22 protein-coding genes are annotated in these 25,963 nt (G+C 62.2%); 8 read left to right on the plus strand and 14 right to left on the minus strand.

Annotation, left to right across the window (positions count from 1 at the left end):
- Positions 1-51 precede the first annotated feature (51 nt).
- The 5 genes from GTW23_RS02135 to GTW23_RS02155 all read left to right on the plus strand — a co-directional run bounded on the left by GTW23_RS02135 (position 52) and on the right by GTW23_RS02155 (position 7,855).
- Entirely contained in the window at positions 52-2,391 is a 2,340-nt protein-coding gene (locus tag GTW23_RS02135; RefSeq protein ID WP_252914442.1) for a cytochrome P450/oxidoreductase, read from the plus strand.
- Between the two features lie 87 nt (positions 2,392-2,478).
- Entirely contained in the window at positions 2,479-3,489 is a 1,011-nt protein-coding gene (locus GTW23_RS02140) for a glycosyltransferase family 4 protein (protein WP_252914443.1), read from the plus strand.
- Between the two features lie 296 nt (positions 3,490-3,785).
- Positions 3,786-5,357, plus strand: coding sequence for a putative bifunctional diguanylate cyclase/phosphodiesterase (locus GTW23_RS02145; protein ID WP_252914444.1), 1,572 nt, complete (start codon positions 3,786-3,788; stop codon positions 5,355-5,357).
- 210 nt (positions 5,358-5,567) lie between these two features.
- Positions 5,568-6,605 (plus strand): AbrB family transcriptional regulator, encoded by a 1,038-nt coding sequence (locus GTW23_RS02150; protein WP_252914445.1) that lies wholly within the window; start codon positions 5,568-5,570, stop codon positions 6,603-6,605.
- Positions 6,606-6,694: 89 nt separating this feature from the next.
- Entirely contained in the window at positions 6,695-7,855 is a 1,161-nt protein-coding gene (locus tag GTW23_RS02155) for an Mrp/NBP35 family ATP-binding protein (protein WP_252914446.1), read from the plus strand.
- Between the two features lie 7 nt (positions 7,856-7,862).
- On the opposite strand, the gene GTW23_RS02160 is transcribed toward GTW23_RS02155, so the two are convergent.
- Positions 7,863-9,044 (minus strand): serine hydrolase domain-containing protein, encoded by a 1,182-nt coding sequence (locus GTW23_RS02160; protein WP_252914447.1) that lies wholly within the window; start codon positions 9,042-9,044, stop codon positions 7,863-7,865.
- A 134-nt stretch (positions 9,045-9,178) separates the two neighbouring features.
- Here GTW23_RS02160 and rirA point away from each other — a divergent pair, with 134 nt between their 5' ends.
- Both rirA and bglA read left to right on the plus strand, forming a co-directional pair.
- On the plus strand, positions 9,179-9,637 hold the full coding sequence (gene rirA, locus GTW23_RS02165; RefSeq protein ID WP_152007623.1) for an iron-responsive transcriptional regulator RirA: 459 nt from the start codon (positions 9,179-9,181) through the stop codon (positions 9,635-9,637).
- A 155-nt stretch (positions 9,638-9,792) separates the two neighbouring features.
- Entirely contained in the window at positions 9,793-11,445 is a 1,653-nt protein-coding gene (bglA, locus tag GTW23_RS02170) for a beta-galactosidase BglA (protein WP_252914448.1), read from the plus strand.
- Between the two features lie 22 nt (positions 11,446-11,467).
- Here the strand turns inward: bglA and ade are convergent, their stop codons facing one another.
- From ade to aptA, 12 genes are all read right to left on the minus strand, one after another.
- Positions 11,468-13,168, minus strand: coding sequence for an adenine deaminase (gene ade, locus GTW23_RS02175; protein ID WP_252914449.1), 1,701 nt, complete (start codon positions 13,166-13,168; stop codon positions 11,468-11,470).
- Between the two features lie 83 nt (positions 13,169-13,251).
- Positions 13,252-14,244 carry an ABC transporter substrate-binding protein gene (locus GTW23_RS02180; protein WP_152007626.1) on the minus strand — a complete coding sequence of 331 codons (993 nt, stop codon included), beginning with the start codon at positions 14,242-14,244 and terminating at the stop codon, positions 13,252-13,254.
- Positions 14,245-14,275: 31 nt separating this feature from the next.
- Positions 14,276-15,145, minus strand: coding sequence for an ABC transporter permease (locus GTW23_RS02185; RefSeq protein WP_252914450.1), 870 nt, complete (start codon positions 15,143-15,145; stop codon positions 14,276-14,278).
- Positions 15,142-16,029, minus strand: coding sequence for an ABC transporter permease (locus GTW23_RS02190; protein WP_152007628.1), 888 nt, complete (start codon positions 16,027-16,029; stop codon positions 15,142-15,144). Before GTW23_RS02190 ends, GTW23_RS02185 begins: the two co-directional genes overlap by 4 nt.
- Positions 16,026-16,475, minus strand: coding sequence for a GNAT family N-acetyltransferase (locus GTW23_RS02195; protein WP_252914451.1), 450 nt, complete (start codon positions 16,473-16,475; stop codon positions 16,026-16,028). The genes GTW23_RS02190 and GTW23_RS02195 overlap by 4 nt, the downstream gene beginning before the upstream one ends.
- Positions 16,476-16,500: 25 nt before the next feature.
- Positions 16,501-17,286 (minus strand): ABC transporter ATP-binding protein, encoded by a 786-nt coding sequence (locus tag GTW23_RS02200; protein WP_152007630.1) that lies wholly within the window; start codon positions 17,284-17,286, stop codon positions 16,501-16,503.
- A 94-nt stretch (positions 17,287-17,380) separates the two neighbouring features.
- Positions 17,381-18,838, minus strand: a complete 1,458-nt coding sequence (gene hydA / locus GTW23_RS02205) for a dihydropyrimidinase (RefSeq protein WP_252914452.1) — start codon at positions 18,836-18,838, stop codon at positions 17,381-17,383.
- Between the two features lie 76 nt (positions 18,839-18,914).
- The gene (locus tag GTW23_RS02210; protein ID WP_152007632.1) at positions 18,915-19,676 is read right to left on the minus strand and encodes a class II aldolase/adducin family protein; all 762 of its coding nucleotides are present in this window, start codon (positions 19,674-19,676) and stop codon (positions 18,915-18,917) included.
- 4 nt (positions 19,677-19,680) lie between these two features.
- Positions 19,681-20,931 carry a Zn-dependent hydrolase gene (locus GTW23_RS02215; protein ID WP_252914453.1) on the minus strand — a complete coding sequence of 417 codons (1,251 nt, stop codon included), beginning with the start codon at positions 20,929-20,931 and terminating at the stop codon, positions 19,681-19,683.
- Positions 20,932-20,940: 9 nt separating this feature from the next.
- On the minus strand, positions 20,941-21,228 hold the full coding sequence (locus GTW23_RS02220; RefSeq protein WP_252914454.1) for a cupin domain-containing protein: 288 nt from the start codon (positions 21,226-21,228) through the stop codon (positions 20,941-20,943).
- Positions 21,229-21,242: 14 nt separating this feature from the next.
- On the minus strand, positions 21,243-22,733 hold the full coding sequence (locus tag GTW23_RS02225; protein WP_252914455.1) for a CoA-acylating methylmalonate-semialdehyde dehydrogenase: 1,491 nt from the start codon (positions 22,731-22,733) through the stop codon (positions 21,243-21,245).
- Positions 22,734-22,735: 2 nt separating this feature from the next.
- Complete coding sequence (gene aptA / locus GTW23_RS02230) at positions 22,736-24,064, minus strand: omega-aminotransferase AptA (RefSeq protein WP_252914456.1); 1,329 nt, start codon at positions 24,062-24,064, stop codon at positions 22,736-22,738.
- A gap of 263 nt (positions 24,065-24,327) precedes the next feature.
- On the opposite strand from aptA, the gene GTW23_RS02235 reads away from it, so the two are divergent.
- On the plus strand, positions 24,328-24,954 hold the full coding sequence (locus GTW23_RS02235) for a TetR family transcriptional regulator C-terminal domain-containing protein (protein ID WP_152011417.1): 627 nt from the start codon (positions 24,328-24,330) through the stop codon (positions 24,952-24,954).
- A gap of 12 nt (positions 24,955-24,966) precedes the next feature.
- On the opposite strand, the gene GTW23_RS02240 is transcribed toward GTW23_RS02235, so the two are convergent.
- Entirely contained in the window at positions 24,967-25,725 is a 759-nt protein-coding gene (locus GTW23_RS02240; RefSeq protein WP_252914457.1) for an SDR family oxidoreductase, read from the minus strand.
- Positions 25,726-25,963 lie beyond the last annotated feature (238 nt).

Genomic DNA, 25,963 nt, shown 5'->3' on the forward strand with positions numbered 1-25,963 from the left:
TGAGTTACAAATATAGAACATAATGTGCACTATTAGTAAACGGAGCAAGGCATGACGGATCGTCTGGCCGGAACAGAAAGCAATTTGCAGACACCGTCAGGCTGTCCGGTCCACGCCGCTCCAGGCGGATGCCCGGTCTCGACGCAGGCGCAGGCTTTCGATCCGTTTGCCGCCGAGTACCTGGCGAACCCGGCCGCGGCGCTGCAATGGTCGCGGGACCAGGAGCCGGTGTTTTTCAGCCCGCAGCTCGGCTACTGGGTGGTCAGCCGCTACGAGGACGTCAAGGCGGTGTTCCGCGACAATGTCACCTTCTCGCCCTCGATCGCGCTTGAACGGGTGGTGCCGCCGAGCGACGAGGCGATGGAGACGCTCAAGCGCTACAATTACCAGATGAACCGGACCCTGGTGAACGAGGACGAGCCGGCGCACATGGAGCGGCGGCGGGCTCTGATGGAGCATTTCCTGCCCGAAAACCTGGCCGCCAAGGAAGACATGATCCGGCAACTGACACGGCAGAAGGTTGACGCCTTCGTCGATTCGGGACGGGTCGATCTGGTGGAGGCGATGCTGTGGGAGATCCCGCTCACCGTGGCGTTGCATTTTCTCGGCGTGCCGAAGGAGGACATGGATGCGCTGAAGGAATTCTCGGTTGCGCATACGGTCAACACCTGGGGCAAGCCGTCGCCGGAACAGCAGCTGAAGGTTGCCGATGCGGTCGGCCGGTTCTGGCAATATGCCGGGACCGTGCTCGAGAAGATGCGCAGGGAACCGGATGGCACCGGCTGGATGCATCATGCCATACGGATGAATGCCGAAATTCCGGAGGTGGTCACCGATTCCTACCTGCATTCGATGATGATGGCGATTATTGTCGCGGGCCATGAAACCACGTCGCTGGCAAGCACCAATGCGCTCAAGCTGCTGCTGTCGGACCGGCTGGTCTGGGAGCGGATCTGCAAGACTCCGGAGCTGATCCCGAACGCGATCGAGGAATGCCTGCGGCTCGAAGGCTCGGTGGTTGCCTGGCGCCGGCGGGCGACGCGCGACACCGAAATTGCCGGCGTGGCGATCCCTGCGGAAGCCAAGCTGCTGATCGTCAGCGCCTCGGCCAATCATGATTCCCGGCATTTCGAGAATGGCGATTTCCTCGACATCTACCGCGACAGCGCCGCCGAGCACCTGACCTTCGGTTACGGCAGTCACCAGTGCATGGGCAAGAATTTCGCCCGGCTGGAAATGCGGATCTTCATCGAGGAGCTTTCCCGGCGCCTGCCGCACATGCGGCTGAGCGAGGACCAGCAATTCAGCTACTTGCCAAATCTGGCCTTCCGCGGGCCGCAACAGCTCCTGGTCGAATGGGATCCGGCGCTCAATCCGGAACGGTCCGATCCGGCCCTCGTCGATCGCCGTGTCTCGTTTCCCATCGGCGCACCGTCGAGCAAGGAGATCGCACGCACCGTCCGCGTCGCCGACATCACCGAGGCGGCAGACGGGATCAGGATCCTGCATCTGGAAGATCCGGACGGGCTTGCCCTGCCAGCCTGGAGCCCCGGTGCGCATGTCGATCTGGTCGCAGGCGAATTCTCGCGCAAGTATTCGCTTTGCGGCAATCCGTCAGACCCCGGATACACCATTGCGGTGTTGCGCGAAGATAAGGGACGCGGCGGATCACGCTTCATACATGACAAGGTCACAAAGGGCATGACGCTGCGGCTGCGCGGGCCGAAGAACTATTTCCGGCTCGAGGAGGAGGCGGACCATCACTTGCTGATCGCCGGCGGCATCGGCATCACCCCGATCATTGCCATGGCCGACCGGCTCAAGCAGCTCGGGCGGCACTACACCGTGCATTATTGCGGGCGAAAGCGTACGGCGATGGCGTTTGCCGAACGTCTGCTTGCAGAGCATGGAGCGCGGGCGGTGCTGCATGTCTCGGAGGAGGGAAGCGGGGCCGATCTCGCGTCGATCGTCGCCGGCTGTGGCAAGAGCGGCGCCCGCATTCACGCCTGTGGTCCGGCCAGACTGCTCGATTCCCTGGGCGAGCTCTGCGCCAATCTGCCCGAGGGCACGTTGCGCAGCGAGCTGTTTGTCACCGATGCGTCCGGTGCGGCGCAGCCCGGCGATACGGCTTTCGAGATCGAACTCGAGGATTCGGATCTCAATCTTACCGTACCCGCCGGACAGACCTTGCTCGAGGTGGTCCGTGCCGCTGGCATCGACGTGCCGAGCGATTGCGAAGAGGGATTGTGCGGCAGTTGCGAGGTGCGGGTGCTTGACGGCGGGGTCGATCATCGCGACCGGGTACTGTCGGCTTCCGAGCGTGCCGAGGGCGGGCGGATGATGGCCTGCTGCTCGCGGGCCAAGGGACAGAAGCTGCGGCTGGCGCTCTGATTTCTCCGCCGATGTTGCGCGGAGGCAGAGGCGCGACTATCAGGGGGTGAACGCTTCATACAGTCCAATCGCCCAGGCGGAACGGTGATGCCCAAACTCCTGATAGTCACCGATGCCTGGCGCCCGCAGATCAACGGGGTGGTGCGGTCGATCGAGAACCTGGTGCGGGACCTCGAGCAGTTCGACATCGAGATCGACATTCTCTCGCCGGCGGAATTCCACACTGTTCCCTTGCCGGGTTATCCTGAAATCAGGCTGGCGCTGGCAACACCCGGCCGTGTTGCCCGCCGGATCGAGGCGGCCAATCCGGATTTCATCCAGATCGCGACCGAAGGGCCGCTGGGGCTGCTCGGCAGACGGGCAGCGCTCAAACGCAACGGCTTCACCTCGAGCTACCACACACGGTTTCCCGAATATGTCTCGGCCCGGTATCCGATCCCCGAAAGCTGGCTCTACCGTTTCATGCGCTGGTTTCACAATGCCGGGCGCGGCTGCATGGTGGCGACCGAAAGCCTGCGCGCCGAGCTCGCGGCAAAGGGATTTACCAACCTGCATATCTGGTCGCGGGGCGTGGACACGGAGCTGTTCCATCCGGGCTATCCCAAGCCTCTCGATCTGCCCCGGCCGGTGTTCGTGCATGTCGGGCGGATGGCGGTCGAAAAGAACGTCGAGACGTTTCTCGCCATGGATCTACCGGGAAGCAAGCTGGTGGTTGGCGACGGTCCGATGCTTGCGGACTTCAAGGCGCGATATCCCGAGGTCACCTTCACGGGCGCCAAGTCAGGACCCGAACTGGCGGCTCTGTATGCCATGGGCGACGTTTTCGTGTTTCCTTCGTTGACCGATACGTTCGGGCTGGTGGTGCTGGAAGCGCTGGCGTCCGGCGTGCCGGTTGCGGCCTATCCGGTCACCGGACCGAAGGACATCATCGGCCAAAGCGGTGCGGGTGTGGTCGACACGGATCTGCACAAGGCGGCCATGGCGTGCCTCGATCTTTCCAAAGACGATGCCCGCGCCCGGGCGCTCGGATTTTCCTGGGCGGCCTGTGCCCGACAGTTTCTGGATGCCACCTACGAAAGCTACGGTGTCAAGCGCTAGCGGCTGTTCATCATGGTTCGGTCTGGATCGGATGAATGGCGCAAACTCCTGCAGACTTGATTGCAGGCACTGACTGAAGATTTTTCAACAATTGCAAGCGTTTGTTCGTTCTCCGTTAACAGGCGTCGGATAGTCTGTTGCAGCGCATGATGCGGACATGGATTTGGGGACAGCCCTGCTATCGCTGGACCGGTGCGCACTTTTCGCCCGGATTCTTGCGCCAGGGCTCCCTGTTAACTGACTTTATGTGCCGGGCATATTGCGTCCGGCACCCATTCGGCGGCGGAGCTGTTCATATGTCTAGAAAGTTGCAAAAGAGGTGGTTTGACTGGAGTACCGAGGTCAGTTTTTCAGCAATTGTTTTCGGACTTTTTGCACTTGTCGTGGTTTTTGAGTTCTTTTTCCGGAATGCGGACTACACATACGAGTTCTTCACCAAAAACTTCGATGCGGCCATCATCGGTGCGCTTTCTCTTGTCATCATCTACCTTGCAATTGCGCATGTCGACCTGAAGGGCAAGATCCGCACGCTTGGAAGGCGCTACCACAATCTTCTCGCACAGTCCGAGCGGGATGTTCTGACCAATGTTCTTAACCGTGAGACATTCGTTTCCGAAGCCAAGCAGGCGCTGGAGGCACGTGCCAAGAGCAGGTTTTTTGCGCTTTTCCTCGTGGACGTCGACCATTTCAAGCAGGTCAACGACACCCACGGTCACCCTTCAGGGGACCGGGTGCTGATCTTCGTTGCAGAGACACTCCGGGCCCATTTTCCAAGCGCCCGGGTGGGCCGCCTGGGCGGTGACGAGTTTGCGGTGTTGATCGAGCACTCGGATCCGATAACGGCCAAATGGGCACATGAAGCCTGTTCCAAGTTCGCGGCCGGATTGGCCGGGAAAGTAGACATCGGTGCGCAACGAATCTCCGTCTCGTCATCGATCGGGATCGCGCTTGCCCCGGACCATGGCAAAACCTGGAGCTCGCTGGTGATCAATGCTGACATGGCGCTTTATGCCTCGAAGAAGGGCGGCCGCGCCTGTTCGACGCTGTTTGAGGAAAACATGCTGACCGACATCCGCAACGAGAAGGCTCTGGTTCGCGAATTGCGGGCAGCAATGTTGCTGAGGCATCTGCGGGTGGCGTATCAGCCGATCGTTGATGTCAATGGCCGGTTGATCGGCTTCGAGGCGCTGCTGCGCTGGCGGCATGCGCTCAGGGGTGTCATTCCGCCGGATGTGTTCATCCCGGTTGCGGAGCGGGCGCTGATGATTGGCGAGATCGGCAACTACGTGCTGCGGCAGGTCTGCGAAGACCTCCCCAGGCTGCCGGACGTCAAGGTCAGCGTCAACCTTTCGGCCAACCAGATCGCAATGCCGGCTCTCCAGGAGAAGATGCTGTCTATCCTCGCTGAAACCGGAACTGATCCGCGCCGGATCGTGCTCGAGATCACCGAGAGTGCATCGCTGGCAGCAAATGAGCGGATCGCAAGCCAGATTTCGGCCTTGCAGGATGCGGGCTTCCGCATCGCGCTCGATGACTTCGGCATGGGCTACTCCGAGTTCAACCAGTTGCGCGCGCTTCCCTATGATGTCATCAAGATCGACAAGAGCTATATTTGCGCGCTCGGGACGGACCACGTCACAGATGTATTTGTGAGTGCCGTGGTGGAAATCGCGCGGCGGTCCGGCAAGAATGTCGTCGCCGAGGGCATCGAGACCGAGGACGACCTGTTGCGCGCGAACGCCGCAGGATGTGACCGTTTCCAGGGCTACTATTTTGGAAAACCGGTGTTTCTCGAGAGCATTGCGCGTGAGCGGCTGGACTACAGCAACAAGCCTGCGGCCGATGCTGAAAACTCGCGGGTTGCCTGAGCGGGCTGGCCCCGGGGCTGTTTGCCAACCATGCTCAGGCTGAGCATCATGGTTCTGCCGGAGCGGTTACAGTGTTCTTTGCGCACCCGATTGGATGCGCAAAGAACGCTGTAACACTTTGATCGAATGCATGTACGTTGTCGTGTGAACGGATCCGTTTGAACGCGACATGCATTGGGATGAACGCAACCCTGACAGGAATTGAGGCGGATGACGGCGGAAGCCTGGCGGATTCCATTGCTGACTTTCGGAATCGCGGCAGTCGGCGCGGCGCTTACCTACGCCCTGTCTTTTCCCGCTCCGTTCCTCACCGGTCCGGCAATTGCGGTCACGCTTGCCGGGCTGGCGGGCATCAGGACAGCCGCTCCTCCGCAGAGTGCGCGCGATGTGGTGTTTATCATCCTCGGGCTGACAATCGGACAGGGCGTTACGCCGGACGTGTTCGACGCGATGCAGGCCTGGCCGGTCACGCTTGCGGCGCTGGCTGCCAGCCTGCTTGCGATCATCTGGCTTACGCCAGCGCTGCTTGTGCGGTTCTGGGGGATGGATGGCACGACGGCATTTCTGTGTTCTTCACCCGGCCATCTGAGCTATGTGCTCGGTCTGAGCGAAGGCGCCAAGGCGGATCTCAAGATGGTCAGCATCGTGCAGTCGATCCGGGTTCTGGCTCTGACGCTGCTGGCGCCGGTGGTTGTATCCCTCAGCGGAGAGATTCCGGATCAGCCGCCGGACATTCCGCCTGAAACCGCAGCGGTGCCGCTTCTTGCAATGATCATTGCCGCCGCGCTTGCCGGATATGTCCTGGCGCGGCTTCGATTGCCGGCTGCCTATCTGATCGGCGGAATGCTGGTGTCGGTGATCGGGCATGCTACGGGGCTGGTCAGTGGCGTTATGCATTACTGGCTGGCGGCCGCAGCCTTCGTCTCGCTCGGAGGTCTTATCGGGTCGCGATTTTCCGGCGTCACCTGGCCGCAATTGCGCCGGTCGCTGGGTGCAGGTGTTCTGGTCACGGTGCTCAGTGTTGCTCTCGCCGCGGTCTTTGCGGTCATTGCCCACTGGATCACCGGCATGGACCTGATTGCCATTCTGATCGCCTTTGCGCCGGGAGGACTTGAAACCATGGCAGCAATGTCGGTGATCCTCGGCATCGATCCGACCTTCGTGGCCAGCCACCACGTGGCGCGGCTTTTGATGCTGACGGCGATTGTCCCCATCTTTGTCCTGCGCGCCCGGCGGGATGAGGACTGAGTCCGGTTTTTTCGGCGTCGCGCCATTTTATTGCGAGACCATCCGCATTATGTGGGAGTGGTCTGCAACGACAAACATTGGAGTGCAAGGTGAGCGTGACCAAAGAAGAGGTTCTGGCGAAGCTGAAATCGGTCAAGGGGCCTGATCTCGAGAGCAACATAGTGGATCTCGGACTGGTGTCGGAGATCTTCGTCGCCGATGACAAGGTCTATTTCTCACTCACCGTTCCGGCCGCGCGCGCGCAGGAACTCGAACCGCTGCGTGAGGCCGCCGAACGCGCCACCAAGACGGTGCCGGGCGTCAAGGGTGCCATGGTGGCCCTGACCGCCAGCCGCGAACCGGGATCCGGACCGTCGACGCCTCCACCCGCACCGCAGAGGGCAGCGCATTCGCATTCGCATGCGCCCGCACAGCCAGCGCAGCCACAAGGGCGAGCCAAGGCGGGGGTTCCGGGGATTGGCACCATCATCGCCGTTGCCTCGGGCAAGGGCGGTGTCGGCAAGTCGACGACCGCAGTCAACCTGGCGCTGGGCCTTCAGGCGACCGGCCTCAAGGTCGGCGTTCTCGATGCCGATATCTACGGCCCCTCGATGCCGCGGCTGCTGGGAATCAATGGACGTCCCGAGCAGCTCGAAGGCCGGATGCTCAAGCCGATGGAGAATTACGGCCTGAAGGTCATGTCGATGGGCTTCCTCGTCGAGGAAGACACGCCGATGATCTGGCGTGGGCCGATGGTGATGTCGGCGCTCAACCAGATGCTGCGCGAAGTGGCCTGGGGCGAGCTCGACATTCTGGTTGTCGACATGCCGCCGGGCACCGGCGACGCCCAGCTTTCGATGGCGCAGAATGTACCGCTGGCCGGGGCGGTCATCGTCTCGACGCCGCAGGATCTGGCGCTGATCGATGCGCGCAAGGGGCTCAACATGTTCAACAAGGTCAGCGTGCCCGTGCTCGGCATCGTCGAGAACATGAGCTATTTCGTCTGCCCCGATTGCGGCGGCCGGCATGACATCTTCGGCCATGGCGGCGCCCGTGACGAGGCGGCCCGGATCGGCACGCCGTTCCTGGGAGAGGTTCCGCTGTCTATGCCGATCCGCGAGACCTCTGACGCGGGCCGCCCGGTGGTGGCCACGGCGCCAGACGGGCCGCACGCCAAGGTTTACCTCGAGATCGCGGCCAAGGTTCGTGCCCGCCTTGACGAACTTTCGGGCGCAGGCGGGCGGGAGATGCCCGAGATCGTGTTCGAGTAGAACCGGTTCAAGGCTCCCGGCAGAGATGTGCAAACATCGCAAGCAGAGCCTGGTCGAGCCCGTCGGTCTGCGGTTCGTGCTGTGACGAGGTGCAGGCGATCACCGTGCCGGTGTCCGGATCGCAATAGAGAAACTGGCCGTGGATGCCCGCGGCGAGAAATGCGTTCGATCCGCCACCGACCTGGTACCAGTTGTTGCGGTAGCGGCCTTTTTTGAGGAAACTGGCCTGGGTGCCGCGCATCCATGCATCGGCATCGCCGTTCTGCTGCATGTCGGCGATCCAGCGTTCAGAGACGACCTGGCGTCCGTTCGCGCTGCCGCCATTGACCAGCATCTGTCCGAGCGCCAAGAGATCACGTGGCCGGCAGGAGACGCCGCCTGCGGTGCGCGGCGCGCCTTCGGGATCAACCGTTATGAAGGCATCGGCCGTCGCGCCGAGCGGCTGCCAGAGAAGCCGGGAGCAGAGATCCGGGAAGCGCTCGCCGGTCACCCGCTCCAGCACGATGCCGAGCATATCCGAGTTGGGCGAGAGATAGGTGTGGTCGCCGCCATGTTTACCCGGCGCCTTTTTAAGGCTGCACAGGAACGAAAGCATGGCCTCGTCGCCGCCCTCAGGTGAGGGCGGATTCCAGGACATGGCGCGGCGGTAGCGGGCATAGTCCAGCTCGGAAAGGTAGGATTCGTCAAAATCGAGACTGACGCGCATGTCGAGCAGATGCTGCACGGTGGCGTCCGCATAGGCGCTGTTGCCCGCCTCGGGCACCAGCTTGCCGACGGGTGTGGAGGGATCAAGCAGGCCCTGGTCTTCAAGAATGCCGGCGACCAGCGCGGTGATCGACTTGGAGATCGAGAACACCAGATGCTGATCGCTGCGATCAACGCCGTCCGCGTGCCATTCGCAGATCAGGCGACCGTCCCGGGAAAGCAGGAAACTGTCGGCCTGGCTGCCGGTGAGCAGACCGGCAACCGACTGGCTTGCACCAGGGCTCGCCGGGCGCGCCAGCAGCTCCGGGTTGTCCGCGACCGGCGGCAGAAGCGCGGGGCTGTTGGTCCTGATCCGGGCGGAGCGGACCATTTCCGCCACATTTCGAAACGCCCAGAAGCTGTAGGGACGGGTGCGCCAGTTGGCCAGAGTTATCGTTTCACGCGGGAAACCGTTCAATGTCTCGAAATGTGCTGCATTCGCCATGCGTATCCTCTTGTTTTACGACTTTCTGCCGGCAAGCGACAAAAACTTGAATGAAAGGGTTTCCTTTTTCTGGAAGCATTCTAAACTGCTAACTCTTCCGATTGGAAGCGGAGCCTGATGACTGGAGTCGGAAAATGCGGTTGACACGCCAAACCAATTACGCGGTGCGGATCCTGATGTATTGTGCCGCCAATGATGCGCCGCTGAGCCGGATTGGCGACATTGCCAAGGCCTACTCGGTCTCCGAGCTTTTCCTGTTCAAGATCCTGCAGCCGCTGACCAAATCAGGATTGGTGGAATCAGTGCGTGGACGCAATGGTGGAATTCGGCTCGGCCGGGAAGCCGCAAAGATCTCGCTGCTTGATGTGGTGAAGGTGACGGAAGACAATTTTGCCATGGCGGAGTGCTTCGAGAACGACGCAACCGAATGCCCTCTGGTGGATTCGTGCGGTCTGAATGCTGCATTGAGAAAGGCTCTGGGAGCTTTCTTCGAGGTGCTGGCGGGCTATTCCATCGATGATCTGGTCAAATCGCGTCCGTCGATCAACTTCCTGCTCGGCCTCGAGGAAAAATCGGCCGTACCGGCAGCCTGATCACCTTCTGCTTTGCCCTTTCCCGGACGGTTTTAACGGGCACCGGTCTTTTCCCGCGGTCCTTTGCCCGGGACCTTGTCAGCGCAAACCCGCTGTTTTAAACGATTAGAAGAATGATCACCCGCAGGGGCCTGCGTCCCGGAAGGGAGCAGACCGTGAGCGAGACAATTTTAGCGGACTGGTGGCGCGGCTGTGTCATCTATCAGGTCTATCCGCGATCCTATCAGGACACATCGGGCGACGGCATCGGCGACCTTCGCGGCGTCATCAGGCGGCTCGATCACATTGCGTCGCTGGGTGTGGATGCGATCTGGCTGTCTCCGTTCTTCAAGTCACCGATGGCCGATTTCGGTTATGACGTTTCGGATTTCTGCGATGTCGATCCGATGTTCGGCACGCTTTCGGATTTTGACGAGCTGGTGGAACTGGCCCATGCCCGCGGGCTCAAAATCATCATCGACCAGGTGATCTCGCACTCCTCCGACCAGCATTCCTGGTTCAGGGAAAGCCGGTCGAGCCGGGACAACGCCAAGGCTGACTGGTACATCTGGGCCGATCCCAAGCCCGACGGCACTGCGCCCAACAACTGGCTGTCGATCTTCGGTGGACCGGCCTGGGAGTGGGACACGGTCCGGCGGCAATACTACATGCACAATTTCCTGGCCTCGCAGCCGGATCTGAACTTTCACAATCCGGATCTGCAGAATGCGATTCTCGACACGGTGCGGTTCTGGCTGGACCGCGGCGTCGACGGGTTTCGGCTCGACACGGTCAATTTCTATGTCCATGACAAGCATCTGCGCGACAACCCGCCCTTGTCGAAGAACGCGGAAGACGGCAATTTCATGGGGGTCGATGCGCCTGACACCAATCCCTACGGCTTTCAGGACCACCTCTACGACAAGTCCCAGCCTGAAAACATCGTCTTCCTGCAGCGGCTGCGCGCGCTGCTCGACGAATATGAAGGCCGGACGACGGTGGGTGAGGTGGGGGATGGCCGCCGGTCGCTGAAGACGGTTGCCGCCTACACCAATGGCGGCGACAAGCTGCACATGTGCTACACGTTCGACATGCTGGGCGGAGAGTTTTCCGCCGAACATTTCCGCCGCAGCATCGCCAATTTCCAGTCGGTGGTGCAGGACGGCTGGGTGTGCTGGGCCTTCTCCAACCATGATGTGGAGCGGCACGTGTCGCGCTGGATGCGGGATGGCGACGACCCGGAGCATCTGGCCCGGTTTGCGATCAGCATGCTGTCCTCATTCCGCGGATCGATCTGCCTTTACCAGGGCGAGGAGCTGGGGCTGGAAGAAGCCCAGATCGCCTTCGAGGATCTGACCGATCCCTACGGGATCCGCTTCTGGCCGGCCTACAAGGGGCGCGACGGCTGCCGCACACCGATGGTCTGGGAGAAGGACGCCGCCCATGCCGGGTTTTCCGATGCTCCGCGCACCTGGCTGCCCGTCCCGGAAAGCCATCTCAGGCAGGCGGTCGACCAGCAGGACCATCTGAGCGGTTCGCTGCTCAACCATTACCGCCAGACGCTGGCCTTCCGGAAATCGCACGCCTGCCTTGTCGACGGGCCGATGGCTTTTCTCGAAACCAATGGGGATGTGCTTGCCTTCATCCGGGGCGAAGGACACGAGCGATTGCTGTTCGTCTTCAATCTGGGCCGTGAACCGGTCGAGTGGACGCCATCTTCGGACCTGCAGATTGCCGAAATCCTCAGGATGCCGGGATTTGCGCCGGGCCATGAAGGCGGCACCGTGATGCTCGAAGGCCTCGACGTATTCTGCGCCCGGCTGGTCTGATCCATCCTTCGGACCGGGCCGGTTACGGGTCGATGATCTCGAAGGCGTCGACATCGATCATGCCGCGGTCGGAGATCTTGAGATGCGGGATAACCGGCAGCGGCAGGAAGGCCAGCTGCAGGAAGGGCTCGTCGAGCGTGCCGCCGAGCGATTTCGCCGCTTTGCGCAGCGGGATCAGGGTCTCGCGCACGGTCTCATAGGGCTGGTCGCTCATCAGGCCCGCTACCGGAAGGGCGATTTCGGCAACCACCTTGCCGCCTTCAGCGACGACGAAGCCGCCGCGAATTTCGCTCAACCGGTTGGCGGCTGCGGCCATGTCGGCCTCCGATGCACCGACCACGCAGATATTGTGGCTGTCATGGCCGATGGTCGAGGCGATGGCGCCGCGTTTGAGGCCAAAACCCTGGACGAAGCCGGTGGCGATGTTTCCGTTCTTGCCGTGACGCTCGATCACGGCGATCTTGAGGATATCGCGCGCGAGATCGATCTGCTTCTCGCCATTGTCGATGGCCAGATCGAGATCTCGGCGCTCGGTGATGATCTTGCCCGGAACGATGCCGATGACCGGTGTCGAACTTCTGTTCTTGCGCACCGTGAAGGAGGCGGCCTCAACCTTTGGTGCTCGCACACTGTCGGTGCCGACCGGTTCGGTCGTGGCGCGCGTGGCGAACAGCGCGTCGGTGACAAGTCGACCTGCGGAGAACACCATTTGCGCGTTGCAATCTTCCAGGCTGTCGAGGACCACGAGGTCGGCGCGCCAGCCCGGTGCGACCAGGCCGCGGTCGCGCAACCCGAAGGCGCGGGCGGCGGAAATCGAGGCGGCGCGGTAGATCGCCAGCGGTTCCACGCCCTTGGCGATGGCATGGCGGATCATGTAGTCGAGATGGCCGTGCTCGGCGATGTCGAGCGGGTTGCGGTCGTCGGTGCAGAGCGCCAGGAAAGCCGAATTGCGCTCGGTGATGATCGGGATCAGCGCGTCGAGATCGCGCGACACGGAGCCTTCACGCACCAGCACATGCATGCCCTTGGACATCTTCTCCAGCGCTTCCTCGGCGGTGGTGGATTCGTGCTCGGTCCGGATGCCGGCGGCGAGATAGCCGTTCAGCCCAAGCCCGCGCAAGAGCGGCGCATGGCCGTCGATATGGCCGCCCTGGAAGGCCTCGAGCTTGGCCATGCAGGCGGGGTCTTTCGAGAGGACGCCAGGGAAATTCATGAACTCCGCGAGACCGATCACCTTGGGGTGGTCGCGGAACGGCAGCAGGTCCTCGATGTCGAGGCGCGCGCCGGCGGTCTCGAGATGGGTGGCGGGAACGCAGCTCGAGAGCTGCACCCTTATGTCCATGATCGTCTGTTCGGAGCAGTCGAGAAAATAGCGGATGCCGGTGGCGCCGATGACATTGGCGATTTCGTGCGGATCGCAGATAGCGGTGGTAATGCCGCGCGGCAGGACGCAGCGGTCGAACTCGTGAGGGGTGACGAGCGAGCTCTCGATATGCAGATGGGTGTCGATGAAGCCCGGCACCACGATTCTGCCGGAGATGTCGATTTCCTCTACCCCCGAATAGGTTTCCAGCGTGCCGACGATCCGGTCACCACATATGGCGATGTCGCCTTCGCGCAAGGTCCCGGTGGTCAGATCGAAAAGCCTGCCGCCCTTGAGCACGATGTCTGCCGGTGCCTTGCCCTGGCCCTGGTCAATCATGTCGCCAAGTGTGCTGCTCATTGCTGGTTCCTCTTGTCCAGTGGTCCGAATCAAAAACCGGCCGGCTTTGCAGCCGGCCGGTCCAGTTTACCCGAAACGGGTGATTACATGGACTTCATCTTGTCGGTGACAGCGGAGGTCCAGGCGCCTTCCGGTTCCTTGGTGATGACCGGGTCGGAACCGCCCGACAGCAGGCTGTCGACCGTGCGCCGGTAGTCGGCTTCGTCAAGCGTGCCGTCGGAGCCGGCGGTCAGCTTGGCGATCTCGCCCATCATGCGCTTCTGGTGCTTTTCGGTCTGGGCGCCGCTGGCGTCGTTCTCGAGCACGATCTCGGCCGCTTCGTCCGGGTTTTCCTCGGCCCACTTCCAGCCTTCCATCGAGGCTTTGACGAAGCGGGCAAGCTTGTCGACCATGGCCGGATCTTCGAGGCTCGACTCGAGAACGTAGAGGCCGTCCTCAAGGGTGGCGACGCCTTCTTCTTCGTATTTGAAGGTGATGAGATCGTCAGCCGAAATCCCGGCGTCGATGACCTGCCAGTATTCATTGTAGGTCATGGTCGAGACGCAGTCGGCCTGCTTCTGGATCAGCGGGTCGACGTTGAAGCCCTGCTTGAGCACTTCGACGCCGTCATCGCCGCCCTGGGTCGGGATGCCGAGCTGGCTCATCCAGGACAGGAACGGGTACTCGTTGCCGAAGAACCAGACGCCCAGCGTCTTGCCCTTGAAGTCGGCAGGCGAGGTGATGCCGGTTTCCTTGAGGCAGGTCAGCATCATGCCCGAGGACTTGAACGGCTGCGCGATGTTGACCAGCGGTACACCCTTCTCGCGGCTGGCGAGTGCCGAAGGCATCCAGTCGACGATGACGTCTGCGCCACCACCGGCGATGACCTGCGGAGGAGCTATGTCGGGACCGCCCGGCTTGATTTCGACATCGAGGCCGGCCGCTTCATACATGCCCTTGTCCTTGGCGACGTAGTAGCCGGCGAACTGTGCCTGGGTGACCCATTTGAGCTGCAGCGTCAGCTTGTCGGCAGCGAGCGCCGATCCGGCCATCAGCGAAAGCGCCAGACCCATTGTGATTGAGATCGTCTTTTTCATGCCATTCTCCTCTGGTTGAGGCTCCGTCTTGTTATGCACCGGCTCTGCGCCGGTAGGACGGATGCCAGAAAGTTACGGCCCTTTCCGCGAGCGCAATCAGCCCGTAGGAAAGCGACCCGGCCAGTGCCGCGACAAAGATCGTGGCCCAGACCATATCCACATTCATGCGCCCGACTTCGGTGGAAATCCGGAAGCCCATGCCGACAATCGGGGTGCCGAAGAACTCCGCGACAATGGCCCCGATTAGCGCCAGAGTCGAGTTGATCTTGAGTGCATTGAATATGAAAGGCATTGCTGCGGGAAGCCGCAGTTTGAACAGTGTCTGCCAGCGTGTTGCGGCATAGGTTCGCATCAGGTCGCGCTCCATCGAGCCGGTGGCAGCAAGGCCCGCCACCGTGTTGACCAGCATCGGGAAGAAGGTCATCACGACGACGACGGCGGCCTTGGACTGCCAGTCGAAGCCGAACCACATCACCATGATCGGCGCAACGCCGACGATCGGCAGGGCGGCGACCAGGTTTCCCACCGGAATGACGCCCTTGCGCAGGAACGGGCTGCGATCGACCAGGATGGCGGTGAGAAAACCGATGCCGCATCCCATGACGTAACCGGCGATCACCGCCTTGAGATAGGTCTGCTGGAAATCCGCCCAGAGGATGTGGGTGGAAGTCAGGATGCGCCCCCAGATCATCGACGGGGCGGGCAGCAGCACGCTCGGCACGTTGAAGCCGCGGGTGACGCCTTCCCACAGCGCGATCAGCGCGGCACCGAAGAGCACCGGGATGAGGATATTGACGAGGTTTGCGACCGTCGGGCTCGAGGGTTTGAGCCGGGCGAGCCAGATGTTGACTGCCCAGGCCGCGAGCCAGAACGCGATTGCCGTGAGAAAGGGACCATTCATGCCGGCTTCACTCCCATGCGCCGGTTGACCCAGGCTCCAATAATGTCGACGGTCATGACCAGGATCCCGGCAAGTGCGGCGGCCATCAGCAAAGCCGACCAGATCTGCACTGTCTGGCCGTAGTAGGAACCGGCCAGCAGGCGTGCGCCGAGGCCGGCAACCGCGCCGGTCGGCAGTTCACCAACAATGGCGCCGACCAGTGCAATCGAGATCGCCACCTTCATCGAGGTGACAAGAAACGGGACGGCGGCGGGCAGGCGGAGCTTCCAGAAGGTCTGGGACGCGGTGGCCGAATAGGTGCGCATCAGGTCGAGATGCATGACTTCCGGTGAACGCAGCCCCTTGGTCATTCCGACCGCAATCGGGAAGAACGAGAGATACATCGAGATCGTGGCTTTGGGCAGCAGACCCGAGATGCCTACGGCATTGAGCACAACGATGATCATCGGCGCAATCGCCAGGATCGGGATCGTCTGCGAGGTAATGATCCACGGCATCAGCGAGCGGTCAAGCGTCTGGTAATGGACGATACCGACGGCAAGCGCCACGCCGAGCACGGTGCCCATCAGGAAGCCGAGCAGGGTCGAGGACAGCGTGATCCAGGAATGGTAGACGAGGCTGCGCTTCGAGGTGATGCTCTTGCCCACCGTGGTGTCCCACAGTTCCGCAAAGACCTGGTGAGGAGCCGGCAGCACCGGGCGTTCCTGGGCCATGGTGCGCGGCAGGATTTCCGAAAAGCTGATGGTGTTTCCCGCACGTTGCGCCTGGTCGCGCTCGAAGGGGGTATTGAGGAAGACGGCCGCCGCATACCAGAGCGCGATGATGGCGAGCACCACGGTGCCGATGGGCAAGATCTTGTCGTGGAGAAGGCTGTGCTCACTCATGCAGCCTCTCCCGGCCAGCGCATCCACAGCGTCGGAATGCCTTCTTCGGTGGCGGTGTCACGACGGGTGAAATCCGCCTGGAAGCCTTCCCGTTCATAAAAACGCAGCGCCTGGGTGTTGCGTTCGAACACGGTGAGCTCGAGTCCCTCCGGGTGTGCCGCCTTGGCCGCGTCGAGCAGCATCTTGCCAACGCCTTTTCCGCGCGCATCGGGGCGCAAGTAAAGCGCCGGGACAAAGCCGTCATTGCTCATGGAGAGGTAGCCAAGGATCTCGCCATCTTCTGCCGCCACGAACAGGGTGCGGGTCTCCAGCAAGGCCGGAACGAACAATGCCTCGACAGCCGCGTGATCAATCGTGCGCGGAAGCCATTCCGTCGCGTCGATATAGTCATTTATGATGGCCGCGCAGACCGAAAGATCGGCCACGGTGGCGTAGCGTAGCGACATCTCGCTACCCCGGCTTCGGACAGCGCTAGTCATCATAACTGTGCCCTGCCTTGAGACCTTCGCGAACCTGATGGGCGATCTTGAGGAACTCCGGCGTTTCGCGGATATCGAGCGACCGTTCCGTGCCCAGCGCGCTGCAATCGATGATCTCGTAGATGCGGCCCGGACGGGGGCTCATGACCACGATCTTGGTCGAGAGGAACACCGCTTCCGGGATCGAGTGGGTGACGAAGACCACCGTCTTTTTCGTCTTCGCCCAGAGCTTGAGCAACTGCTCGTTCAGATGATCGCGGACGATCTCGTCAAGCGCGCCAAACGGCTCGTCCATCAACAGCATGTCCGGTTCGACCGCGAGCGCGCGGGCGATGGAGGCGCGCTGCTGCATGCCGCCCGACAGCTGCCAGGGGAACTTCTTCTCGAAACCCGACAGGTTGACCAGTTCCAGGTTGGACTTGATGCGCGACGTGCGCGTGGCGGCATCAAGCCCCATCACTTCCAGCGGCAGGGCGATGTTGTCCTCGATGGTGCGCCAGGGCAGCAGTGCTGCCTGCTGGAACACATAGCCATAGGCGCGGGCGAGGCGGGCCTGCTCCGGCGTCAGGCCATTGACCGAAACCGATCCGCCGGTCGGCTGCTCGAGATCGGCAATAACCCGGAGCAGGGTGGTCTTGCCGCAGCCCGACGGGCCGATCAGCGAAACAAACTCGCCCTCAGTGATATCGAGCGTGATATCCTTGAGCGCATGCACCGGGCCGTCATTGGTCTCGAAGGTGAGGTCCAGTTTTTGGGCAGATATCACTGTCTCAGGCATGAGTTGCCGCTTTTTGTTTCATTGCATTCCCCCGAGAATTGCCTTGTGTCAGTCCTTGCCAGCGCCAAAGGTGATGCTGGCAAGGACCATGCCATTATACCCCGGTTGCCGGGATGCCCGAGCGTTCCACCTTGCGCGGCGAGGTGAGCTCCTTCCAGGAGGACAGCGCCTTGTTGACCGGGGTGACCGGTTCGCGGGCGACGAACTTGCCGTGGCCTTCCTGGGTCCGGATTTCGCCATCATGGACAGCGACGTGACCGCGGGTCAGCGTGTAGCGCGGCAGGCCCTTGACCTGCTTGCCCTCGAAGACGTTGTAATCGATCGCCGACTGCTGGCTGCCTGCGGTGATGGTCTTGGACTTTTCCGGGTCCCAGACCACCAGATCGGCATCCGCGCCCACCAGCACCGCGCCCTTTTTCGGGTAGCAGTTGAGGATCTTGGCGATGTTGGTCGAGGTGACGGCGACGAACTCGTTCATGGTCAGCCGCCCGGTGGCGACACCGTAGGTCCAGAGCATCGGCATGCGGTCCTCGAGACCGCCGGTGCCGTTGGGGATCTTGGTGAAATCGCCGACGCCGTAGCGCTTCTGCTCGGTGGTAAAGGCGCAATGGTCGGTGGCGACCACCTGCAGAGATCCGGCCGAAAGGCCGGCCCAGAGACTATCCTGGTGCATCTTGTTGCGGAAGGGCGGGCTCATCACCCGGCGGGCCGCATGATCCCAGTCGGGATGGGCGTATTCGCTCTCATCCAGCGTGAGATGCTGGATCAGCGGCTCGCCCCAGACCCGCATGCCCTTCTGGCGGGCGCGGCGGATGGCCTCGTGGCTCTGCTCGCAGGATGTGTGCACGACATAGAGCGGCGTGCCTGCCATGTCGGCGATCATGATGGCGCGGTTGGTGGCCTCGCCCTCGACTTCCGCAGGCCGCGAATACGCGTGCGCCTCGGGGCCGTTGTTGCCCTCGGCGAGCAGTTTTTGCTGCAATTGTGCCACCACGTCACCGTTCTCGGCGTGGACCATGGCGATGCCGCCCAGTTCGCCGATGCGCTGGAACGAGGAATACATCTCGTCGTCATCGACCATCAGCGCGCCCTTGTAGGCCATGAAGTGCTTGAAGGTTGTGATGCCGCGATCCCTGACCACCGCTTCCATCTCGTTGAACACCTGCTCGCCCCACCAGGTGATCGCCATGTGGAAGGAGTAATCGCAGTTGGCGCGGGTCGACTTGTTGTCCCACATGGTCAGCGCTTCGAGAAGCGACTGGCCGGGCGAGGGGAGCGCGAAATCGATGACCATGGTTGTGCCGCCGGACAGCGCTGCGCGGGTGCCGCTTTCGAAATCATCGGCGGAGTAGGTGCCCATGAACGGCATTTCGAGATGGGTGTGGGGGTCGATGCCGCCGGGCATGACATAGCAGCCGGTGGCGTCGAGCGACTTGTCGCCCACCAGGTTGGGGCCGATGGCGGTGATGACGCCGCCTTCGATCATCACGTCCGCCTTGTAGGTCAGGTCGGCGGTGACGATGGTTCCGTTCTTGATGACGGTGGTGCTCATGATGCACGTCCTCTTGCTGTTCCAATTCGTGTGTTGATCGGCCGTCTTTATGCGGCCTTCTCAAGATGCAGGTCGTCTAGTCGGCATAGCCGGGGTTTTCCCGGTCGAGCACGCGTTTCATTTCCTCGAAATGCGAGAATTCGGCGTCCTTGTAGACCTCCCATTCGCGCGCCACGGATTCAGCCAGCTCGTCGTTCATCACGTTGAGCGGCTGGCCGGTCGAGTAGGCCAGCACCATGGTCCGCGCCGCACGCTCGAGATGGTACATGGCGTCGAAGGCCTCGGCCACGGTGCGGGCGACGGTGGTGACGCCGTGATTGGCCATCATGACGTTGGAATGATTGCCGATGGTGGCTGCGATGCGTTCGCCTTCCGCCTCGTCATTGGCGATGCCGCCAAAATCCATGTCCATCGCCAGCCGGTTGAAGAACCGGGCCGTGGTCTGGTCGATCGGCTTGATCGAGGGATCTTTCAGGCCCGCGAGCGCGGTGGCGTGCGGCGGATGAAGATGCAGCGCCACGCGGGCGTGCGGCACGCGGCGATGGATGGCGCCGTGGATCGACCAGGCCGACGGATCGGGCGCATCGGGACGCTTCATGGTGTCGGGATCATCGGCGTCGATCAGAAGCATTTCGCTGGCCTTGGCCATCGAGAAATGCTTCCAGCGCGGGTTCATCAGGAACTTTTTCCCGTCGGGCGAGACTGCGGCCGAGAAATGGTTGGCGACGCCTTCGTGCCAGTCATAATAGGCAGCGAGCCGAAGAGCGGCTGCAAGGTCTATGCGAAGCTGAGTCTCTTCGGAGTTCTCGAGGGACACGACTTTGGCTGATGTGTTCATCGGTTCACTCCACCACGCCGGCGGTTTCCACCACCGCATGCATGAGAACGTCGCAGCCTGCGCCGGCCCATTCCCTGGTGATCTCCTCGGCCTCGTTGTGCGACAGGCCGTCGACGCAGGGGCACATGACCATGGCGGTGGGCGCGACGCGGTTGATCCAGCAGGCATCGTGGCCGGCGCCGGAGATGATGTCCATGTGGGAGTAGCCCAGCCGCTCGGCGGCGTCGCGGATCGCCTTGACGCAGCCGTGGTCGAATTCCGGCGGGTCGAACTGGCCGACGATCTCGGCTTCGAAGCCGACGCCCAGGGCATCGCAGAGTTTCGGCGCTTCGGCCATCAGCCGGTCGACCATTCCATTGAGCGTATCGAGTTCATGGCTGCGGAAATCGATAGTGAAGACCGCCTTGCCCGGAATGATGTTGCGGGAGTTGGGGTAGATGTCGATGTGGCCGATGGCGCCCACCGCGTTGGGCGCATTGTCCATGGCGATCTGGTGCACCAGCTCGGTGATCTGGGCGAGGCCGCGGCCGGCGTTCAGCCGCATCGGCATCGGGGTCGAGCCAGTGTGGCTTTCCTTGCCGGTAACGGTGCACTGGACCCAGCGCAGGCCCTGGCCGTGGGTGACGACACCGATATCCTTGCCCTTGGCCTCGAGGATCGGGCCCTGCTCGATGTGCAGCTCGAACAGCGCATGCATCTTGCGGGCTCCCACCTCCTCGTCGCCCTTCCAGCCGATGCGCTCGAGCTCGTCGCCGAAGCGCTTGCCCTTGGCGTCGACGCGGTCATAGGCCCAGTCCTGCTCGTGCACGCCGGCGAATACGCCCGAGGCCAGCATGGCAGGGGCAAAGCGGGTGCCTTCCTCGTTGGTCCAGTTGACCACTACGATCGGGTGCCTGGTCTTGATGTCGAGATCGTTGAGCGTGCGCACCAGCTCGAGGCCGGCCAGAACGCCGAGCACGCCGTCATACTTGCCGCCAGTGGGCTGGGTGTCGAGGTGAGAGCCGACATAGACCGGCAGCGCATCGGGATCGGTGCCGGGCCGCGTCATGAACATGTTGCCCATGGTGTCCACACCCATAGTGAGCCCCGCCTGTTCGCACCACTTGCGGAACAGGTGGCGGCCTTCGCCGTCCTCGTCGGTCAGGGTCTGGCGGTTGTTGCCGCCGGCGACGCCCGGTCCGATCTTGGCCATCTCCATGAGCGAGTCCCACAGCCGGTCGGGGTTGATGCGGAGGTTTGCTGCGGGTGCGGACATGGTGGTCTCCTATTTCAGTTCGACTTCGACAAAGCTCATCGGCCTTGTTCCGGCATTTATGACATTGTGCTCGACACCGAGCGGGCGGCGATAGGCCTCGCCCGGCGCCATGGTCACTTCACGGGTGCCACCGCCCGGCTCCTCGAGCATCATGACGCATTCGGTCACCGGGGTGACGACGTAATCATGACCGTGAACATGCCAGCCGGTCTCCGCCCCGGGGGCGAAATCGAAGCGCGTCACGCGGACGCGGTCGTCATCGACCAGGGTTGTTGCGGTGGCAGGTTCGCGTGTCATGGTTCAGCTCGGGCTCAGCTCGGGAAAGTGAAGACCGCGCCGGACTTGATGCCGTTGGGCCAGCGCGATGTGATGGTTTTCAGGCGGGTGTAGAAACGGACGCCTTCAGGGCCGTAGATCGAGTGATCGCCGAACAGCGAGCGCTTCCAGCCGCCGAAGGAATGATAGGCGACCGGCACCGGGATCGGCACGTTGACGCCGACCATGCCGACTTCGATGGAATCCGAGAAGGCGCGGGCGGCGTCGCCGTCGCGGGTGAAGATCGCGGTGCCGTTGCCGTATTCGTGGTCGTTGATCATCTTGACGGCGTCGTCGAAGCTGCCGGCGCGGACGACCGAAAGCACCGGGCCGAAGATCTCTTCCTTGTAGATGGTCATGTCAGTGGTGACGCGGTCGAACAGCGTTCCGCCGACGAAGTAGCCGTTCTCGTAGCCCTGCAGCGAAAAGCCGCGGCCATCGACCACCAGTTCGGCGCCTTCGCTGACGCCCTGGTCGATGTAGCCCAGCACCTTTTCCTGATGCATCTTGGTCACCACCGGGCCCATCTCGGCCGTCTCGTCGGTGGCAGGGCCGATCTTGAGCGCCTCGACACGGGGCTTGAGCTTGGCAACCAGCGCGTCGGCGGTCTTCTCGCCCACGGGAACGGCGACCGAGATCGCCATGCAGCGCTCGCCGGCGGAGCCATAGCCTGCGCCCATCAGCGCGTCGGCGGCCTGGTCCATGTCGGCGTCGGGCATGATCACCATGTGGTTCTTGGCACCGCCAAGCGCCTGCACGCGCTTGCCGTTGGCGGTGCCGCGCGAATAGACATATTCGGCGATCGGGGTGGAGCCGACAAAGCTGATTGCCTTGACATCGGGGTGATCGAGAAGGGTGTCGACGGCAAGCTTGTCGCCATGGACGATGTTGAGCACACCCTCGGGGAAGCCTGCTTCCTGGAACAGTTTCCAGGCCAGCATCGGCGCGGAGGGATCGCGCTCGGAGGGCTTGAGGACAAAGGTATTCCCGCAGGCGACCGCGATCGGATACATCCACATCGGCACCATGGCCGGGAAATTGAACGGGGTGATGCCGGCGACAACGCCCAGCGGCTGGCGGTCGGCGATGGAATCGACGCCGGGGCCGACATTGCGGGAGAAATCGCCCTTCAAGAGGTTGGGGATGCCGCAGGCAAATTCCACCACCTCGATGCCGCGGGTGACTTCACCGAGTGCATCGTCATGGGTCTTGCCGTGCTCGCGGCTGATCTCGCGGGCGATGTCGCTCGCGTGGCGGTCGAGCAGTTCCTTGAACTTGAACATGAAGCGGGCGCGCTTCAATGGTGGCATCGCGCCCCAGGCCGGCTGGGCCGCCTTGGCGTTGGCCACGGCCGCGTTGATTTCCTCGACCGTCGAGAGCGGCAGTTCGGCGATCTGTTCGCCGGTCGCCGGGTTGAAGACGGGGGACCTGCGGTCCGAGCCGGAAATCGTCAGCTTGCCGCCGATGGCATTTTCAATGATCTGCATGGTTACGTGACCCCTTTGAGCACTGTGCGCAGTTTTTCAAACAATTCGTCGATCTGATCCTTCGAGATGATCAGGGGCGGGGAGAGCGCGATGATGTCGCCGGTGGTGCGGATCAGCAAGCCGTCGTCATAGGCCTTGAGGAAGGCCGAGAAGGCGCGCTTGGTCGGCTCGCCGGCAATCGGATCGAGCTCGATAGCGCCGATCAAGCCGGTGTTGCGGATGTCGATGACATGCGGGCAGTCTTTCAGCGAATGCAGCTGCTCCTCCCAGTAGGGGGACAGTTCGGCAGCGCGGGTCAGCAGGCCTTCTTCCTTGTAGGTGTCGAGCGTTGCGAGCGCTGCGGCGGATGCGATCGGGTTGCCCGAATAGGTGTAGCCGTGGAAGAACTCGATCATGTGCTCCGGGCCCTGCATGAAGGCGTCGTGGATCTCGGAGGTGACGAAAACCGCGCCCATCGGGATGACGCCGTTGGTCAGGCCCTTGGCGGATGTGATCATGTCCGGCATGACGTCGTAGTGCTGGGCGGCGAAGGGAGAGCCGAGGCGGCCGAAACCGGTGATGACTTCGTCGAAGATCAGCAGGATGCCGTGTTTTGTGCAGATCTCGCGCAGCTTCTTGAGATAGCCTTTTGGCGGGATCAGCACGCCGGTGGAGCCCGCCACCGGCTCGACGATGACGGCGGCAATGGTCGAGGCGTCATGCAGGGTGACGATGCGTTCGAGTTCGCTTGCCAGGTCGCCGCCATGTTCGGGCTGGCCCTTGGTGAAGGCGTTCTGCGCCGGCAGATGAGTGTGCGGCATGTGATCGACGCCGGTCAGCAGCGTGCCGAACATCTTGCGGTTGGTGACGATGCCGCCAACCGATATGCCGCCGAAATTGACGCCGTGATAGCCGCGCTCGCGGCCGATCAGCCGGGTGCGGGAGCCGTTGCCCTTCACCCGGTGGTAGGCGAGCGCCACCTTCAGTGCGGTTTCGACCGACTCCGAGCCGGAGTTGGTGAAAAGCACATGGTTCATGCCATCGGGCGCAATGTCGACCAGGCGGTTGGCCAGCTCAAATGCCTTGGGGTGGCCCATCTGGAAAGCAGGCGCGTAGTCCAGCTCGCCTGCCTGCTGGGCAATCGCCTCGGTGATCTTCGGGCGGCAATGGCCTGCGTTGACACACCACAGCCCCGCCGTGCCATCAAGGATCTTGCGGCCGTCGGAGGCTGTGAAATGCATGTCCCTGGCGCCGACCAGCATCCGCGGGTTCTGCTTGAACTGGCGGTTGGCGGTGAACGGCATCCAGAACGCACGCAGATCATTGGGGGTTGTGTTGAGCCGGTTTGACATGGCTGGTGCGCCTCCTGACGCGTGGGGTTCCCGATCCTTCAGTCAAGTGCCACTTCACGTGGCTTGTATCCGCCGACAGTGCTTTGTTGCGAAATATTGACTGTTTGATAAAACTCTATCAGGGTCAATCACCCGGTCAAGGCAAATTCGGCGTTGTGCGCAACAGCTTCGGTGCAACGGATTGCCGCCAGTCGTGGGAATGAAATGGAGCACATGACTTGAAGGCAAGGGCCACCGAAACCCAACGCAAGACCCGCATTCAGATGGAGAACGAGGAGCGCATCCTCGACGCCGCTCTTGAAGAGTTCTCGGTGCATGGATTTCGGGGTGCGACGATCGACCGGATCGCAGAACATGCCGGCATGTCCAAGCCCAACCTGCTCTATTACTTCCGGCGCAAGCAGGACATCTACGAGTCGCTGATCGCCCGTCTTCTGGTCAAATGGCTCGAGCCGCTGCAGGAGCTTGATGCGGTTGGCGATCCTTTGCCGGAGCTGCAATCCTACATCCGCCGCAAGCTCGAGATGGCGCGTGATTTCCCGCGCGAAAGCCGTCTGTTTGCCAACGAGATTCTGCAGGGTGCACCGCGGATCAAGCGGCTCCTGGAAAGCGAACTCAAGCCGCTGGTCGATGAAAAAGCGGAAGTGCTCAAGGGCTGGATGAAGGCCGGAAAGATCAATCCGGTCGACCCCCGCCACCTGATTTTCTCGATCTGGTCAACCACGCAGCATTATGCCGATTTCGATGTCCAGGTTCAGGTCATCCTCGGCCCGGACCGCGGTGCCGCGGGCCGGTTCGAGGATGCTGCGCGCTATCTCGAGACGCTGTTTCTCGAGGGGCTGCGACCGAATGAAAAGACGGTCGCAGCACCGCGACCACTCGAAGGCTGAGGCTGGAGGCAGTCAGTCGATCAGCCCGACAGCGCGGCGTCCCTCTTCGGTCTTCAACGAGAAATCATCGCCATCATATGGGCGCGCCGCGTCCGTGGTGAGCCAGGCGATGGCTTCGCCGACCCATTCGGGCGAGATGTGCGTGGACCAGTCGAGCTGGCTCACGGGATTGACGCCGGAGTCCTTGATCGAGCGCTGCATGTCGGTGGCCACGGTCCCCGGTGAAAGGCCGACCACACGGATGTTGTCGGCCGCGCATTCCACATGGGCGCAGCGGGTGAGCGACAGGACCCCGGCCTTGGTGGCGCAATAATGGCTCCAGCCTTCAAGCGCACCGGTGGCCGCGCCTGAAGAGATGTTGATGATGACGCCGCCGCCCCCACGCTTCATCACCGGGATCGCGGCCCGGAGACCATGGTAGACGCCCTTGAAATTGATATCGACGACCTGGTCCCAGGCTTCAGGGTCGGACTCCTCGATCCGGGCGATGGGGTCGATCACGCCGGCATTGTTGACAAGGATGTCGAGGCTGCCGAAACGGTCGACCGCCTTTGTCATCGCGGCGTCGAGATCGCTGTAATCTGCCACGTCGCAGGTTACGGCAAGCGCCCTTTCGCCAATGTCGGCCGCAATCCGGGCGGTGTCGGAACTCGACCGCGCCGCGAGGACGACATTGGCGCCATAGCCTGCGAGAATGCGGGCCGCTGCCTCGCCAATGCCGCGGCTGGCGCCGGTGATCAATGCAGTCTTGCCGGTCAGATCAATGCTCATGATGGTCTCCTTTATCCGGTCAACCTTGTGCAATTGATGGCGCGGGTAATCAAGATGCCGGGCCGGGTTCCTGCGCGATCAGTTGCCGGGATCCCCGGCGCCTGGAAAATCGGGACAGGCGGTCCGGACAGGGGGCTGCCCGCGATTGAGCTATCAAGAATGCTTGATATAAGTCTGGCATTGTCCCGCCGCATGCGCTAAGGCGACCCGATCAACGCCAATGGTGCAGGAGCCGATC

It is taken from the genome of Parahoeflea alexandrii (assembly GCF_024105735.1).
Lineage (GTDB): Bacteria > Pseudomonadota > Alphaproteobacteria > Rhizobiales > Rhizobiaceae > Hoeflea > Hoeflea alexandrii.

Excerpts from the sequence above, each read along its gene's own strand:
- GTW23_RS02135 (WP_252914442.1), top strand. The coding sequence starts at position 52 with ATGACGGATCGTCTGGCCGGAACAGAAAGCAATTTGCAGACACCGTCA.
- GTW23_RS02140 (WP_252914443.1), top strand. The coding sequence starts at position 2,479 with ATGCCCAAACTCCTGATAGTCACCGATGCCTGGCGCCCGCAGATCAAC.
- GTW23_RS02145 (WP_252914444.1), top strand. The coding sequence starts at position 3,786 with ATGTCTAGAAAGTTGCAAAAGAGGTGGTTTGACTGGAGTACCGAGGTC.
- GTW23_RS02150 (WP_252914445.1), top strand. The coding sequence starts at position 5,568 with ATGACGGCGGAAGCCTGGCGGATTCCATTGCTGACTTTCGGAATCGCG.
- GTW23_RS02160 (WP_252914447.1), bottom strand. The coding sequence starts at position 9,044 with ATGGCGAATGCAGCACATTTCGAGACATTGAACGGTTTCCCGCGTGAA.
- rirA (WP_152007623.1), top strand. The coding sequence starts at position 9,179 with ATGCGGTTGACACGCCAAACCAATTACGCGGTGCGGATCCTGATGTAT.
- ade (WP_252914449.1), bottom strand. The coding sequence starts at position 13,168 with ATGAGCAGCACACTTGGCGACATGATTGACCAGGGCCAGGGCAAGGCA.
- GTW23_RS02180 (WP_152007626.1), bottom strand. The coding sequence starts at position 14,244 with ATGAAAAAGACGATCTCAATCACAATGGGTCTGGCGCTTTCGCTGATG.
- GTW23_RS02185 (WP_252914450.1), bottom strand. The coding sequence starts at position 15,145 with ATGAATGGTCCCTTTCTCACGGCAATCGCGTTCTGGCTCGCGGCCTGG.
- GTW23_RS02190 (WP_152007628.1), bottom strand. The coding sequence starts at position 16,029 with ATGAGTGAGCACAGCCTTCTCCACGACAAGATCTTGCCCATCGGCACC.
- GTW23_RS02195 (WP_252914451.1), bottom strand. The coding sequence starts at position 16,475 with ATGTCGCTACGCTACGCCACCGTGGCCGATCTTTCGGTCTGCGCGGCC.
- GTW23_RS02200 (WP_152007630.1), bottom strand. The coding sequence starts at position 17,286 with ATGCCTGAGACAGTGATATCTGCCCAAAAACTGGACCTCACCTTCGAG.
- hydA (WP_252914452.1), bottom strand. The coding sequence starts at position 18,838 with ATGAGCACCACCGTCATCAAGAACGGAACCATCGTCACCGCCGACCTG.
- GTW23_RS02210 (WP_152007632.1), bottom strand. The coding sequence starts at position 19,676 with ATGAACACATCAGCCAAAGTCGTGTCCCTCGAGAACTCCGAAGAGACT.
- GTW23_RS02215 (WP_252914453.1), bottom strand. The coding sequence starts at position 20,931 with ATGTCCGCACCCGCAGCAAACCTCCGCATCAACCCCGACCGGCTGTGG.
- GTW23_RS02220 (WP_252914454.1), bottom strand. The coding sequence starts at position 21,228 with ATGACACGCGAACCTGCCACCGCAACAACCCTGGTCGATGACGACCGC.
- GTW23_RS02225 (WP_252914455.1), bottom strand. The coding sequence starts at position 22,733 with ATGCAGATCATTGAAAATGCCATCGGCGGCAAGCTGACGATTTCCGGC.
- aptA (WP_252914456.1), bottom strand. The coding sequence starts at position 24,064 with ATGTCAAACCGGCTCAACACAACCCCCAATGATCTGCGTGCGTTCTGG.
- GTW23_RS02235 (WP_152011417.1), top strand. The coding sequence starts at position 24,328 with ATGGAGAACGAGGAGCGCATCCTCGACGCCGCTCTTGAAGAGTTCTCG.
- GTW23_RS02240 (WP_252914457.1), bottom strand. The coding sequence starts at position 25,725 with ATGAGCATTGATCTGACCGGCAAGACTGCATTGATCACCGGCGCCAGC.